Origin of the sequence: Pseudomonas sp. YeP6b (genome assembly GCF_025642995.1) — a bacterium.
Lineage (GTDB): Bacteria > Pseudomonadota > Gammaproteobacteria > Pseudomonadales > Pseudomonadaceae > Aquipseudomonas.
The window spans coordinates 1,414,794-1,428,430 of record NZ_CP080090.1; the positions used below are offsets into that span (position 1 = coordinate 1,414,794).

Here is a 13,637-nt window from a genome sequence, read left to right on the forward strand (position 1 = left end):
GCACTCTTGAACAGTGACGGGTTTTTGCCTCTATGCACTGTTCAGGCTCTTGCGAAGCAAGTTATGCGCCAGTGCCGGTCAGCCCTCGGGTACCCGGTCGCGCAACACAAAGACCATGCCGGCGCTTTCATAGAGTTGCCGGGCGCGCAGGTTGCTCTCGCGCACCTTGAGGTCGACGTAGGGTTCGCCGCGCTGCTTGAATACCTCAAAGGTGTGCAGCAACAAGGCGCGGCCCAGCCCCTGGCCTTGGGCGCAGGGATGTACGCAGAGGTTTTTGATAAACGCACTGGTCCAGCATTGGGCCACGCCGAGAATGCCGTCGCCATTACTGACCACCAGGCACAGCGTCGGGTCGAATTCGGCATCGGTGACGAACCGGTGTTGCCATTGCTCCAGGCTGTCGACGCGGCCGCCGCCTTGGTCTTGGGCCATGCGCAACACGGCATGAATCGCTGGGGCCAGCTCTGCGCGGTAATGATCCAGCTGCGTGCCCACCGGCCACTGCGGCGCGGGCAGGCGGGTGGTGAGGTCGCGGCGTAGCAGTTGGAAGTATTCCGCCACCGGCTACAGGCCCTTTTGCGCCACGTGTTTTGCAGCGACGACCAGGCACTTGGTCAGTTCAGGCGACGAGAATTTGGTCAGCACTGCGTCGGCACCTGCCAGGCGCGCCTTTTCACTGTTCATCGCACTGTCCAGGGAGGTGTGCAGCAGCACGTAAAGCTCCTGGAAGTCCGGGGTTTCGCGCAAAGTGCGGGTGAGGGCGTAACCGTCCATTTCGGACATTTCGATGTCCGACACCACTACGTTGATCTGCCGGGCCGTGCCTTGCAGCTCGAGCAGCACATCGATGGCTTCCTTGGCGCTGCGGGCGGTGTGGCAGGTCAGGCCGAGGTTGCGCAAGGTGTGTACCGACTGCTGCAGGGCGACCTGGCTGTCGTCCACCACCAGAATCCGCGCATTGCCGAGTACTTCGGCCTCTTCCATGGTCAGGTCGGTCGGCGCCGCTTCAGCCGGTGCCGGGGCGATGCCGTGGATGACCTTTTCGATATCCAGCACCTGCACCAGCCCGCCTTCGACTTGGGTGACCCCAGTGATGAACGAGCGATTGCCGCCGGAGCCATACGGTGGCGGGCGTATATCGGTGGTCAGGCAGTGCACGATCTTGCTCACCGCCTGCACATGCAGGCCCTGCTTGGAGCGGCTGACGTCGGTGACGATCAGGCAGCCGCCATTCGGGTCTGCCAGGGGCATTTCGCCGAGGGCTCGGCTCAGGTCGATCACCGACAGCGAAGCACCGCGCAGCGTGGCGATGCCCTTAACGTGAGGGTGAGACTCGGGCAGCTTGGTCAGCGGCGGGCAGGGGATGATTTCACTGACTTTCAGCAGGTTGATCGCCATCAGCTTGCCGCTGCGCAAGGTAAAGAGCAGAAGCGAGAGTGAATCTGCGCGGGCTTTGGTGGTGGACATAAAAACCTTCTGTGGATCAGGGATGACGATCTATAGAGGGTTATCGACTTGGGCGCGCCAGGCTTTAACCGGATTTGTGTGGGGGAGTGTGTCAGCACTTCCATACCTGAGGGTTCACCAAGTCCTGCGGGCGCTGACCCAGCAAGGCACTGCGCAGGTTGTCCAGGGCGCGGTTGGCCATGGCTTCTCGGGTTTCGTGGGTGGCCGAGCCGATGTGCGGCAGGGTCACGGCGTTGCTCAGCTGGAACAACGGCGATTCAGCCAGCGGTTCCTGCTCATACACGTCCAGCCCGGCGCCACGAATTTTCTGGGCTTGCAGGGCTTCGATCAGCGCCGGCTCGTCCACCACCGGGCCACGGGAGATATTGATTAGGATCGCGCTGGATTTCATCAGGCCCAGCTCGCGGGTGCTGATCAAGTGGCGGGTCTTGTCGCTCAATGGCACCACCAGGCAGACGAAGTCCGACTCGGCCAGCAACTGGTCGAGGCTGCGAAATTGCGCGCCCAGTTCCTGTTCCAGCACGGTCTTGCGGCTGTTGCCGCTGTAGAGGATCGGCATATTGAAACCCAGGCGCCCGCGACGGGCGATGGCCGCGCCGATGTTGCCCATGCCAACGATGCCGAGGGTTTTGCCGTGTACATCGCAACCAAACAATGGTGCGCCAACGCTGGCTTTCCACTGGCCGGCCTTGGTCCAGGCGTCCAGTTCGGCTACGCGACGTGCGCTGCTCATCAGCAGGGCGAAGGCCAGGTCGGCGGTGCTTTCGGTGAGCACATCGGGAGTGTTGGTGAGCATGATCCCGCGCTCGTTGAAGTACGGCACGTCGTAGTTGTCGTAGCCTACCGACACGCTGGAGACCACTTCCAGTTTGCTTGCGCCTTCGAGCTGTGCGCGGCCGAGCTTGCGGCCTACGCCGATCAGGCCGTGCGCGTGGGGCAGGGCTTCACTGAATTGAGCGTTGATATCGCCCAGCTTGGGGTTGGGGGCGATCACCTCGAAATCCTGTTGCAGGCGCTCGATCATGTGCGGGGTGATGCGGCTGAAGGCGAGGACGGTCTTTTTCATTGCAGGCGGGCTCATCGACTACGGAAGAATGGTAAGCACGCTAACATTCTTGCCGACAATTGTCAGGGCGACCCTTTAACGGGTGGCTGGCTTGCCTGCGATAGCAATCTGTCAGTGATACATCTGCAGTTGGCCCACCGCTATCGCAGGCAAGCCAGCTCTCACAGTAAATTGATGGTGGTTGTGGGGTAGCAATCCAAAATCAGTTCGCCAACCGCGCCCCACTCAGGCTGCCGCTCAATTCATACGCCACCAACTCGGCCTGATGCGCCGCCAGAATCTCCGGCAACGACCCACGCAGGTATTCCACCCACGTCTTGATCTTCGCATCCAGATACTGGCGCGACGGGTAGATGGCGTACAGGTTCAGCTCTTGCGAGCGATAGGTCGGCATCACCCGCACCAAAGTGCCATTGCGCAGGCCTTCGATGGCGGCATACACCGGCAACAGGCCGACGCCCATACCACTGGTAATCGCGGTTTTCATCGCGTCGGCCGAATTCACCAGAAACGGTGAAGTGTTGATCGCCACACTTTCCTGGCCTTCAGGCCCGTTGAAGGTCCATTTATCCAGCTGGATCACCGGGCTCACCAACCGCAGGCAGGCGTGGTTGAGCAAGTCCTGCGGCCGCTGCGCACACCCCTTGGCCTTGACGTAATCCGGCGAGGCACAGGCGATGCTGTAGGTGATACCTAGGCGCTGAGACACGAAACCCGAGTCGGGCAGTTCGCTGGCTAGCACGATGGACACGTCATAACCCTCATCGAGCAGGTCCGGCACGCGGTTGGCCAGGGTCAGGTCGAAAGTCACGTCGGGGTGGGTACGGCGGTAGCGGGCAATCGCGTCGATGACGAAATGCTGGCCGATGCCGGTCATGGTGTGCACTTTCAACTGCCCGGCGGGGCGTGCGTGTGCATCGCTGGCTTCGGCCTCGGCTTCCTCGACATAGGCGAGGATCTGCTCGCAGCGCAGCAAATAACGTTTGCCGGCTTCGGTCAGCGCGATGCGTCGGGTGGTGCGGTTGAGCAAGCGGGTTTGCAGATGGGCCTCAAGGTTGGAGACCGCGCGCGAGACGTTGGCAGTGGTGGTGTCCAGTTGCCCGGCGGCGGCGGTGAAGCTGCCAGCTTCGGCCACGCAACTGAAAGCGCGCATGTTTTGCAAAGTGTCCATGGAGTGTTCTCAGGGGAGATAACAAATTGTGACAGAAAGTTACGCCGTTCAGTGATCCCTACCAACGGATTATCGCCTGAACGGTAATAAAGATTCACAGGAATGCCAGCTTATCGTCCTCCATCGCGCCCCCTAGAATTGCGCCACCTCTCCCGCAACACCACCTCAGGAATACGCTTGCCGTGCCGCGTCGCATCAGCAGAGAGCCGAAGACTCTTATTAACCTAGAGCTGAAGGCTCTCATCAACAGAGGGCAGCAGGCTCTCAGTGTTTGCGCCTTATCGTTAGCAATCAGCGGCTGCATCGGAACCGGAGGAATCGCCCCCCAAGGCCAGGCCCTAAACGCCAATAACCTGGCCACCGACGAAGCCATCCAAAGCGCCGCCCAAGACGCCCACTGGCCCACCACGCAATGGTGGCAAGCCTACGGTGACCCGCAACTCAATCGTTGGGTCCAACTCGCCACGCAAAACAGCCCGAGCCTGGCCATGGCCGCCGCGCGGGTGCGTGAGGCGCGGGCCATGGCCGGGATTGCCGAGTCGGCCGAGTCGTTGCAGATCAACAGTGACACCACCCTCAAGCGCCACAACTGGCCCAAAGATCAGTTCTACGGCCCGGGCGAACTGAGTGGCGCCAACACCTGGGACAATAATTCGTCCCTGGGCCTGAGCTACGCCCTCGACCTCTGGGGCCGCGAAAGCAATGCCACCGAACGCGCCGTCGACCTGGCGCATATGAGCACCGCCGAAGCGCGCCAGGCCCAGCTCGAACTGCAAAACAACGTGGTGCGCGCCTATATCCAGCTGTCGCTGCATTACGCCAACCGTGATATCGCCGCCGCGACCTTGGCCCAGCAACAGCAGATTCTCGACCTGGCCAACAAACGCCTGGACGCCGGGATCGGCACCCACTTCGACGTGAGCCAGGCCGAAACGCCGTTGCCAGAGACCCATCGCCAGCTCGACGCCTTGGACGAAGAAATCGCCCTGAGCCGTAACCAGCTGGCTGCTTTAGCGGGCAAGGGCCCGGGTGAAGGCGCGCAACTGCAACGCCCGAGTTTGTCCCTGGCCGCCCCGTTGAAATTGCCGTCGAGCTTGCCGGCGCAATTGCTCGGCCAACGCCCGGACGTGGTTGCCAGCCGTTGGCAGGTCGCCGCACAGGCCCGAGGCATCGATGTGGCCCACGCCGGTTTCTACCCCAACGTCGACCTGGTCGGCAGCCTTGGCTATATGGCCACCGGCGGCGGCATGCTGGCGTTTCTGGCGGGCAAGAAATTCAACTACAACGTCGGCCCGGCGATCACCTTGCCGATCTTCGACGGCGGCCGTTTGCGTGGAGAATTGGGCGAAGCCAGCGCCGGTTATGACATCGCTGTGGCCAAGTACAACCAGACCCTGGTCAACGCGCTCAAGGGCATCAGCGACCAGTTGATCCGCCGCGAATCCATGGACAAGCAGTCGAGCTTCGCCGCGCAATCGGTGGCCTCGGCGCAGAAAACCTACGACATCGCGATGATCGCCTACCAGCGCGGCCTCACCGATTACGTGAACGTGTTGAACGCCCAGACCCTGCTGTTTCGCCAGCAACAGGTCGAGCAACAGGTGCAGGCCGCGCGCTTGAGTGCGCATGCCGAGTTGGTCACCGCCCTCGGCGGCGGACTCGGTGCCGGCGACGATGTACCGCAACACGCCAAGACCCTCCCGAGCAAAACCCCGGCGGCACTGGCCGTGTTTGATCACTGAGTAGCCTTTAATGACGCCCTTGCCTGCACCGCTGCGCTGGTTGCACTCCTTGGAGTGGCGCCGTGGTTTTTTCGACTGGGCACGCAGCGATGGCGTGACCTGGGTGTACATCTTCAAGGTGCTGATCGCCGCGTTCCTCACGCTGTGGCTAGCGATGCGCCTGGAACTGCCGCAACCGCGCACCGCGATGATCACCGTGTTTATCGTGATGCAACCGCAGAGCGGCCAGGTGTTCGCCAAGAGTTTTTACCGCTTCCTCGGCACCTTGGCGGGGTCGGCGGTGATGGTCTTGTTGATCGCCTTGTTTGCTCAGAACACCGAACTGTTCCTCGGCGCACTGGCGATCTGGGTGGGCATTTGCACCGCAGGCGCGACGCGTAATCGCAACTTTCGCGCCTATGGGTTTGTGTTGGCCGGCTACACGGCGGCGATGGTCGGTTTACCGGCCCTGGCGCACCCGGACGGCGCCTTTATGGCGGCGGTGTGGCGGGTGCTGGAAATTTCACTGGGGATTCTCTGCTCCACCGTGGTCAGCGCCGCGATCCTGCCGCAAACCAGCAGCGCCGCCATGCGCAATGCCTTGTATCAACGCTTTGGCGTGTTCGCATTGTTCGTCACCGACGGCTTGCGTGGGCGTAGCCAGCGCGAAGGGTTCGAGGCCAGCAACGTGCGCTTTATCGCCGAAGCCGTGGGCCTGGAAGGGCTGCGCAGCGTCACCGTGTTTGAAGACCCGCATATGCGCCGAAGGAATGGCCGGCTCAGTCGCCTCAACAGCGAATTCATGAGCATCACCACGCGCTTTAACGCCTTGCACCAGTTGCTTGAGCGGCTGCGCACGGATGCGGCGGATCACGTGGTCGCCGCGATCAAGCCGGGCCTGCAAGACCTGGCCGAAGTGCTTGATGGTTTCTCCGGCCGCGCCCTGACCAGCCCCGACGCTGGGCGCTTGGTCAATCAACTGAGTGCCTATAAAGATGGCCTGCCCGCCAAGGTGCGCAGCCTGCGTGCGACCTTCCAGGAGGGTAACCCGAGCGAGGCCGAGCAGCTGGATTTCCATACCGCCTACGAGCTGCTGTACCGCTTCGTCGACGACCTGCACAACTACGCGCAAACCCACGCATCGCTGGCCGATCACACCCACGCGCGCGAGCAGTGGGACGAAGCCTACACGCCGAAAACCAACTGGCTGGCCTGCGCCGCTTCGGGGATTCGCGCGTCGTTTATTCTGATTGTGCTGGGCAGTTACTGGGTCGCCACCGCCTGGCCCAGCGGCGCGACCATGACCCTGATCGCCGCCGCCACCGTTGGCTTGTCCGCCGCCACGCCCAACCCCAAACGCATGGCCTTCCAGATGGCCTGCGGCACGTTGATCGGTGCGCTGGTGGGCTTCGTCGAAATGTTCTTCGTGTTCCCCTGGATCGACGGCTTCCCGCTGCTGTGCGTAATGCTTGCGCCGGTGATCATCTTCGGCGCCTTCCTCGCCTCACGTCCGCAGTACGCCGGCGTCGGTGTGGGCCTGTTGATTTTCTTCAGCACCGGTTCGGTGCCGGACAACCTTACGGTCTACAACCCTTACACCTTTATCAACGACTACATCGCCATGGTCATCGGCATGTTGGTGTGTGCGGCGGCGGGCGCGATTATCCTGCCGCCAAACAGCCGCTGGTTATGGCGCCGCCTGGAACAGGACCTGCGTGAGCAAGTGGTGTACGCGATCAGCGGCAAGCTCAAGGGCCTGGCGTCAAGTTTCGAAAGCCGCACCCGCGACCTGCTGCACCAGGCCTACGGCCTCGCCGTCGGCCAGCCGCACGTGCAGCGCGACCTGCTGCGCTGGATGTTCGTGGTGCTGGAAGTCGGCCACGCGATTATCGAGTTGCGCAAGGAGCAGGCGATTTTGCCGGTGCACCCGGCGTATGCCGAGTCCCAACCCTGGCGCCAGGCGATCCGCGTGATGGGCCGCTCGCTGGTGCGGCTGTTCCTGCAACCGAGCGCGAGCAACCTGGAGCGCGGCCTGATTGCCGTTGACCATGCGATCAGCCGCGTGCAGGCCACCGATGAACCCTTCGCCCCGCACTTCGACACCTCGGCCCTGCGCCGGGTGAAAAGCTACCTGCACTTTATCCGCACCTCGTTGCTGGACCCGCAATCACCCCTGGAGGCCCTTAAAGGAGCCCCGCATGCCTCGTGAAATCGCATTCCACGGCGTCTACATGCCGACCATGACCCTGATGTTTTTTATCGCCGCAGGGCTGGCCTGGGCCTTGGACCGCTTCCTGGCCGGGTTGGACCTGTACCGGTTTTTCTGGCACCCGGCGTTGCTGCGCCTGAGCCTGTTCGTTTGCTTGTTCGGCGCCCTGGCGCTGACCGTCTACCGTTGAGAATGCCCCGATGAAAAAGTTTTTCAGCCTGCTCGCGACCTTGCTGGTATTGGCTTTGGCGATCTGGATTGGCCGCACGTTGTGGGTGCACTACATGGAAACGCCGTGGACCCGCGACGGCCGCGTGCGCGCCGACATCATCAACGTGGCGGCCGACGTCACCGGCGAAGTGGTGGATGTGCCGGTGCGTGATAACCAGTTGGTGAAAAGGGGCGACCTGCTGATGCAGATCGACCCCGAGCACTACCGCATCGCGGTCAAGCAGGCGCAATCGCTGGTCGCTTCGCGCAAAGCCACCTGGGAGATGCGCAAGGTCAACGCCCACCGCCGCGCCGACCTCGACGCCCTGGTGATTTCCAAGGAAAACCGCGACGATGCCAGCAACATCGCCGACTCGGCCCTGGCTGATTACCAGCATGCGCTGGCGCAACTGGAAGCGGCCGAACTCAACCTCAAGCGCACCCAGGTGGTGGCGGCGGTGGACGGCTACGTCACCAACCTCAACGTGCACCGCGGCGATTACGCGCGCATCGGCGAAGCCAAGATGGCCGTGGTCGATATGAACTCGTTCTGGGTATATGGCTTCTTTGAAGAGACCAAGTTGCCCCACGTCAAAGTCGGTGACAAGGCCGATATGCAACTGATGAGTGGCGAGACGCTCAAGGGCCACGTGGAAAGCATCTCGCGCGGCATCTACGACCGTGACAACCCGGAGAGTCGCGAACTGATCGCCGATGTGAACCCGACCTTCAACTGGGTGCGCCTGGCCCAGCGCGTGCCGGTGCGGATTCACATTGATGAAGTGCCTGAAGGCGTGCTGCTGGCGGCGGGGATTACTTGCACCGTCATCGTCAACCCGACGCAAAACTGAATGTGGGAGCTGGCTTGCCTGCGATAGTCATGGGTATCTACGCAACTTTTTTTGTTGCGCTAAGCTTTTGACGGGTTTTTTAGGTAGATATGAGTACATATCCGTTGCTGCGGTAACGGCTGCTTAGGGTTCCGCTCTTACAGCGGGTCACTTTTTGAAGGACCAAAAAGTAACCAAAAAGTCCTCGCCCCACCACTCGTTGCCTCGCCTAGGCTCGGCATGCCAGAACGAAGGCTTGAATCCGTGGGCCGCCGCCATGGGCCATCCTTGGCCCATCGCGGCTAACCCGGCGTCCTGCCGGGTTACCCACGGATTCAAGCCTGCGTTCGGCCATCGTGGTTAACGGGCGCCTAAGATCAAGATCAAAAGCAAGAGCACGGCGGCCTAGTAGCCGACCTGAGTGGTTGAAGCAAAAGCAGAGCAGAAGCAGAGCACCATCCTATCTGGCTGATGTAATGAGATCCCAATGTGGGAGCGAGTTCGGCTGTCAGCACTGCAGTGCTCTGCTTTTCTGTGGGAGCTGGCTTGCCTGCGATGCAAGCACCTCGGTGTGTCAGGCATAACCAGCCGATGCCATCGCAGGCAAGCCAGCTCCCACATTAGATTGAGTTCAGTTTCAAATATCAGGTCGGCTGTCAGGCCGCCTCGGTTTTGCTTTTGATTTAACCACTCAGGTCGGCTACTAGGCCGCCGTGCTCTTGCTTTTGATCTTGATCTTAGGCGCCCCGTTAAACCACGCTGGCCGGAGTGAGGGCACACCGAAGCGTGAGCGAGGTGCCGAGTGGTGGGGCAAGAGCCCTTTTGGTTACTTTTGGGGCTCTTTTCCAAAAGTGACCCGCCGTAAGAGCGGAACCCTACGCAGCCGTTGCCCAAATAACGGATATGTACCCCGCGCGCCCGCGACAACCAAAGAATCCAACCCATAAAAAGATGTGTAGATACCTATGCTGCGATGGGGGACTGTCAGTTGAAGGATGTGCAGTTGACCCACCGCTATCGCAGGCAAGCCAGCGCCCACATTTTTTGACCGCGTCAGGCCTTGATGAAGGTTTCGTGCAAATGGCGCCACAACAGCGCGCCGCTCGCCTGCTTTTCAAACACCACGGTGGCGCGGCGATCGGTTTGCGTGCCGCTGTCGTCAACCTGATGTTCGCGGTAAGTCACCGTCGCGCCGCGTGCATGTCGGTCAATACCGGCTATTTCGCTCAAGGTGATCTTCAACCCCGGGCGCATGCCGCCCAAACGTGTGAACAGCGCTTTAACGCCGGCTGCATTCACCCTCGTCCCCGTGGCGGGCGCGACCATGCTGAATTCAGGTGAGAACCGCGCAAGCAAGGTTTCCAGAGTTTCCTGGGGCGCAACGCCGGCAAACCATTGTTCGATCTCGACGTGGGTCTGGATCACTTCCTCAAAAAAATCGCTGTAATCAATCATTGCTGGGACTCGCTGGCAGGGTGAAGCAGTGTGCGTACCCTGGACGCATCCAGGCGCAACACGGCAAAAAGGGGCAACAATGTCAGGGCTGCGGCCATCGTGAAGGTTATGGCAAAGGAATCCAAGGCCGACAACAACGCACTGAGGGCGGCAGCGCCCAGGCAGAAGCTGACTTGCCGATTGATGTTCCACAGGGCGCTGGCATGGCCCATGCGCTCGGCGGGTATGTCGAGAAACGCCAGGGTCTGTGCGGTGCTGCTGCACAGGCTGCCGCCCAGGCCCATCAACGTATAGGCCAGAATAATCAAGGCCGGTTCGGGTTTTGTCAGCAGCAGAATGCCGACACATTGCAGGGCCATGCCCGCCAGTAGCAAGGGTTTGGGGCCGCTGCGGTTGAACAGTTTTTTGCTCAGGAAAATCGCCAGCGCCGACGCCAGCGCCCACGGCAACATCAGCGCGCCGGTGCGTGTGGCGTCGTAGCCCAGGCCGCGCAGGTAGAGGATGGCGATCAGGCTGGTGCCGATAAATACGCCGGGGATGAACAGATAGACCAGCATCGCCACGCGCAGCATCGGGCTGCGGATCTGTTTGAAAATACTGTCCAGGGCCAAGGCCGGGCGCACCGTTGCCGGCGCGTCAGGTTTTATCCACAGCAGTGCCAGCAGCAGCGTGAGCAACGCCAGTGGTAGGTTGGCGTAGAAGATCCGGCGCCATGACACGGTGTCGACGATCAGCCCGCCCAACGCCGGGGACAGCGCCGGTACCAGCAGGGCTACCGACATCACCCGCGCCGTGAGTTGGCTGCGTTCTGCCGCCGGGTAATGCCGGTAAGCCATGGCTTGCCCCACGGGAATCAGCAAACCACCGCCCAAGCCTTGCAGCGCGCGCCAGCCAATCAACGTTTCGATTGAACCCGCCTGGCCGACCATCACCGAAGCCCCCGCGAATAACAGCAGGCTCGCCGCGATCAGCGTGCGTTCACCCAGTATCGCCGCCAGCCACACACTCAAGGGGATGATCACGGTCAGCCCCAGCATGTAGGCGTTGCTGATCCAGGCCAGTTGCGTCACTGAGGCATGCAGCTCGCGGGCGATGTCCGGGTAGGCGACCGTGGCGACAAACATGTTCACCAGGTCCAGGGCGAAGCCGAGTAAGAAGATCCAGGCGACTTTCGAGCGGTAGGTCATGAACGCGATCCTGCGAGTGAAGCGGGCAGGGTAGGCCGCCTGCAGGGTTTGGGATACGCCGGTTTGCCTGTTAGTTTGTCAAAAATATTTTGACAAAGGAGGGCGCGGCCGATGGTCAGCCTGGACCGATTCGACACCTTCAAGGCTGTAGTAGAAGCCGGTTCGCTCACCGCTGCGGCGGATATGCTGGGCCAGACCCGCGCCGTGGTCAGCTTCAACCTCAAGCGCCTGGAAGCGGAACTGGGTGTCACTTTGCTGACCCGCAACACCCGCCAATTGGCGCTGACCGATGCCGGCGAACGCTTCTACCTGCGTTGCACGCGCATGCTCGAAGAAGCGCGCCTGGCGGTGGAAGAAGCGCGCTCCGAACACGCCCAGCTCAAAGGCACGCTGCGCATCACCACCACCGTGGAATACGCGCTGGCCGTGGTCGCCCCGGCGGTGGAAGCCTTCCGCCGCTTGCACCCGGATCTGAACATTCACTTATCCACATCCTCCACCCACGCCGATTTGATCTCGGAACGCTTTGACGTGGCGATTCGGTTGGGCCGCCTGCTGGACTCCAACCACCGCGCAGTGCAGTTGTCGACCTTCGAAGTGTTTGCGGTGTCGGCGCCCGAGTTTGCCGGGGTGCAAACGTTGGATGAGTTGGAGCAGGTGCCCAAACTGGGCCATGGCCGTTTAACCGAACTGAGCGTGACCGACCCGGCCGGTGGCGAGCATCAATACCGCCCCGGCCCTACGGCGCTGGTGGCCGACAGCGCCGCCGTGCTTCAAGCGTTCGCCGTGCGCGGCCACGGCGTGGCGGTGCTGCCGCAGTGGCTGGTGCAGGAGGATCTGGACGCGGGGCGGCTGGTGCGGTTACTGGCCGACCATCGCTTTGCGCCGCAGGGGATCTACGCGATGTACCCGGACACCCGGCATTTACCGCTGAAGGTGCGGGCGTTTATTGATTTTATGAAGGGTTAGAGTGAACCCGTCAGCCCAAAGCGCTTCTTCAACACCGTCTCCAGCAATGCCTTGGGCAACAAGGCTGCCATCAACGGCAGCGCGCGGCTGCCATTGCCCGCACGCAGCAGCCGTGGCGGCGTGGGCTGTTGCACAGCCTTCAACACCTGCGCCGCGAATTGCTCGGCTGAGGTCGGGTTGTTCTGCGAGGCCTGGGAGCGCGCGCGAATGCCTTCGCGCAACGGCCACCAGGGCGATTTTTCGTTGATCAACAGCTCAGCCTGGGCTCCGGCGTTTTTCGCGAAACGCGTATCGATGGCCCCCGGCTGTACTTCCAATACCCGCACACCAAACGGTGCCAGCTCCATGCGCAAGGCATCGCTCAATGCGTGCACCGCCGCTTTCGACGCGCAATAAGCCCCGGCAAACGGCGTGACCAGCACCCCGGAAACGCTGCCGATATTCACCACCAGGCCTTTGCTGCGCCGCAGCGCCGCAAACAGCGCCTGGGTGACGCCGACGATGGAAAACACATTGGTCTCGAACTGGCGCTGCATCGCCTCGGTGCCGCCGTCGAGCAGCGGGCCCATGGCGCCGTAGCCGGCGTTGTTGATCAACACATCCAGCTCGCCCCACTGCTCGGCCAGGTGCTGCAAGGCGGCGCTGTCGTTGACGTCCAGCTTCACCGCGTTGAAGCCGGCGGCGGCGAGGGCGGCGACGTCGTCTTCGCGGCGCGCGCTGGCCCACACGTCGAAGCCTGCGGACTTGAACGCATCAGCCAGGGCGCGGCCAATGCCGCTGGAGCAACCAGTGATCAGTACGTTGGGCATGGATCAATCCTTTGTCAGTCCGAGAAGCTGCCTTGCAGGTGCTCGGCGCGAAATTCCAGGGTTTGCGGGCGGTAGCCAGGGCGCAGCGGTGGCGTCGGCAGGCAGTCGTCCCAAGTAGCGCCGGCCTGCAGCTCGCCTGGGCCGCGGTAGCGTGGTGCAGTGTAGACGTTGTCGGCCAGGTTGACCGAGTCGCCTGGCGCATAAGCCGCGACGCGCCAGCGCAGCTCGGTCAGCGGTACGTCGTTGCCGTTATTCAGGATCAGTTTAAGTGGGCGATCAGCCGGGCATTCCTGCGGTGCATAGCTGATGCGCAGTTCCAGGCGCGACAGTTGTGAGGCTTCGCGGTTGTCCAGCCACACCACCCAAATCGCCACAAAACCCAGGCCGACGGCGGCGGCAAGGGATACCGGCAAGGCCTTGGCGGGGTAGCGTAGCAGCAGGATCAGCCAGGTGATGATCAGAAGAACGCCGAAGAACATGGGGGCAGCCTCGCGAATGGATGAACCATCCTACCCGTCGTCGGGCGCGGTTGCCTATGTACAT

The 13,637-nt window shown here is 61.9% G+C and carries 13 protein-coding genes; 5 read left to right on the top strand and 8 right to left on the bottom strand.

Annotated elements, in window-relative coordinates; translation table 11 throughout:
* Positions 1-78 precede the first annotated feature (78 nt).
* From KZH41_RS06360 to KZH41_RS06375, 4 genes are all read right to left on the bottom strand, one after another.
* Positions 79-561, bottom strand: coding sequence for a GNAT family N-acetyltransferase (locus KZH41_RS06360; RefSeq protein WP_094951307.1), 483 nt, complete (start codon positions 559-561; stop codon positions 79-81).
* 3 nt (positions 562-564) lie between these two features.
* Positions 565-1,467, bottom strand: a complete 903-nt coding sequence (locus KZH41_RS06365) for a chemotaxis protein CheV (protein WP_094951308.1) — start codon at positions 1,465-1,467, stop codon at positions 565-567.
* A gap of 91 nt (positions 1,468-1,558) precedes the next feature.
* Positions 1,559-2,533 carry a 2-hydroxyacid dehydrogenase gene (locus tag KZH41_RS06370; RefSeq protein WP_263274537.1) on the bottom strand — a complete coding sequence of 325 codons (975 nt, stop codon included), beginning with the start codon at positions 2,531-2,533 and terminating at the stop codon, positions 1,559-1,561.
* Positions 2,534-2,735: 202 nt separating this feature from the next.
* The gene (locus tag KZH41_RS06375) at positions 2,736-3,704 is read right to left on the bottom strand and encodes a LysR family transcriptional regulator (RefSeq protein ID WP_094951310.1); all 969 of its coding nucleotides are present in this window, start codon (positions 3,702-3,704) and stop codon (positions 2,736-2,738) included.
* A 182-nt stretch (positions 3,705-3,886) separates the two neighbouring features.
* On the opposite strand from KZH41_RS06375, the gene KZH41_RS06380 reads away from it, so the two are divergent.
* The 4 genes from KZH41_RS06380 to KZH41_RS06395 are packed head-to-tail and all read left to right on the top strand — an operon-like array spanning position 3,887 to position 8,695.
* Positions 3,887-5,446, top strand: coding sequence for an efflux transporter outer membrane subunit (locus KZH41_RS06380; RefSeq protein WP_406991527.1), 1,560 nt, complete (start codon positions 3,887-3,889; stop codon positions 5,444-5,446).
* 10 nt (positions 5,447-5,456) lie between these two features.
* Positions 5,457-7,634: an FUSC family protein gene (locus tag KZH41_RS06385; protein WP_263274538.1), complete on the top strand. Its 2,178-nt coding sequence runs from the start codon at positions 5,457-5,459 to the stop codon at positions 7,632-7,634.
* Positions 7,624-7,824, top strand: coding sequence for a DUF1656 domain-containing protein (locus KZH41_RS06390; RefSeq protein ID WP_094951312.1), 201 nt, complete (start codon positions 7,624-7,626; stop codon positions 7,822-7,824). Before KZH41_RS06385 ends, KZH41_RS06390 begins: the two co-directional genes overlap by 11 nt.
* A 10-nt stretch (positions 7,825-7,834) precedes the next feature.
* Entirely contained in the window at positions 7,835-8,695 is an 861-nt protein-coding gene (locus KZH41_RS06395) for an HlyD family secretion protein (RefSeq protein ID WP_094951313.1), read from the top strand.
* Positions 8,696-9,727: 1,032 nt separating this feature from the next.
* Here the strand turns inward: KZH41_RS06395 and KZH41_RS06400 are convergent.
* Entirely contained in the window at positions 9,728-10,129 is a 402-nt protein-coding gene (locus KZH41_RS06400; protein ID WP_263274539.1) for a DUF4440 domain-containing protein, read from the bottom strand.
* Positions 10,126-11,316, bottom strand: coding sequence for an MFS transporter (locus KZH41_RS06405; protein ID WP_094952150.1), 1,191 nt, complete (start codon positions 11,314-11,316; stop codon positions 10,126-10,128). Before KZH41_RS06405 ends, KZH41_RS06400 begins: the two co-directional genes overlap by 4 nt.
* A 111-nt stretch (positions 11,317-11,427) precedes the next feature.
* Between KZH41_RS06405 and KZH41_RS06410 the strand changes: the two genes are divergently transcribed.
* Positions 11,428-12,285, top strand: a complete 858-nt coding sequence (locus KZH41_RS06410) for a LysR family transcriptional regulator (RefSeq protein WP_094952151.1) — start codon at positions 11,428-11,430, stop codon at positions 12,283-12,285.
* Here KZH41_RS06410 and KZH41_RS06415 read toward each other — a convergent pair.
* Both KZH41_RS06415 and KZH41_RS06420 read right to left on the bottom strand, forming a co-directional pair.
* On the bottom strand, positions 12,282-13,094 hold the full coding sequence (locus KZH41_RS06415) for an SDR family oxidoreductase (protein WP_242154538.1): 813 nt from the start codon (positions 13,092-13,094) through the stop codon (positions 12,282-12,284). The genes KZH41_RS06410 and KZH41_RS06415 overlap by 4 nt on opposite strands.
* 14 nt (positions 13,095-13,108) lie before the next feature.
* Positions 13,109-13,573: a multidrug transporter gene (locus KZH41_RS06420; RefSeq protein WP_263274540.1), complete on the bottom strand. Its 465-nt coding sequence runs from the start codon at positions 13,571-13,573 to the stop codon at positions 13,109-13,111.
* Positions 13,574-13,637 lie beyond the last annotated feature (64 nt).

Excerpts from the sequence above, each read along its gene's own strand:
- KZH41_RS06370 (WP_263274537.1), bottom strand. The coding sequence starts at position 2,533 with ATGAAAAAGACCGTCCTCGCCTTCAGCCGCATCACCCCGCACATGATC.
- KZH41_RS06375 (WP_094951310.1), bottom strand. The coding sequence starts at position 3,704 with ATGGACACTTTGCAAAACATGCGCGCTTTCAGTTGCGTGGCCGAAGCT.
- KZH41_RS06400 (WP_263274539.1), bottom strand. The coding sequence starts at position 10,129 with ATGATTGATTACAGCGATTTTTTTGAGGAAGTGATCCAGACCCACGTC.
- KZH41_RS06385 (WP_263274538.1), top strand. The coding sequence starts at position 5,457 with ATGACGCCCTTGCCTGCACCGCTGCGCTGGTTGCACTCCTTGGAGTGG.
- KZH41_RS06365 (WP_094951308.1), bottom strand. The coding sequence starts at position 1,467 with ATGTCCACCACCAAAGCCCGCGCAGATTCACTCTCGCTTCTGCTCTTT.
- KZH41_RS06395 (WP_094951313.1), top strand. The coding sequence starts at position 7,835 with ATGAAAAAGTTTTTCAGCCTGCTCGCGACCTTGCTGGTATTGGCTTTG.
- KZH41_RS06410 (WP_094952151.1), top strand. The coding sequence starts at position 11,428 with ATGGTCAGCCTGGACCGATTCGACACCTTCAAGGCTGTAGTAGAAGCC.
- KZH41_RS06420 (WP_263274540.1), bottom strand. The coding sequence starts at position 13,573 with ATGTTCTTCGGCGTTCTTCTGATCATCACCTGGCTGATCCTGCTGCTA.
- KZH41_RS06405 (WP_094952150.1), bottom strand. The coding sequence starts at position 11,316 with ATGACCTACCGCTCGAAAGTCGCCTGGATCTTCTTACTCGGCTTCGCC.
- KZH41_RS06415 (WP_242154538.1), bottom strand. The coding sequence starts at position 13,094 with ATGCCCAACGTACTGATCACTGGTTGCTCCAGCGGCATTGGCCGCGCC.
- KZH41_RS06390 (WP_094951312.1), top strand. The coding sequence starts at position 7,624 with ATGCCTCGTGAAATCGCATTCCACGGCGTCTACATGCCGACCATGACC.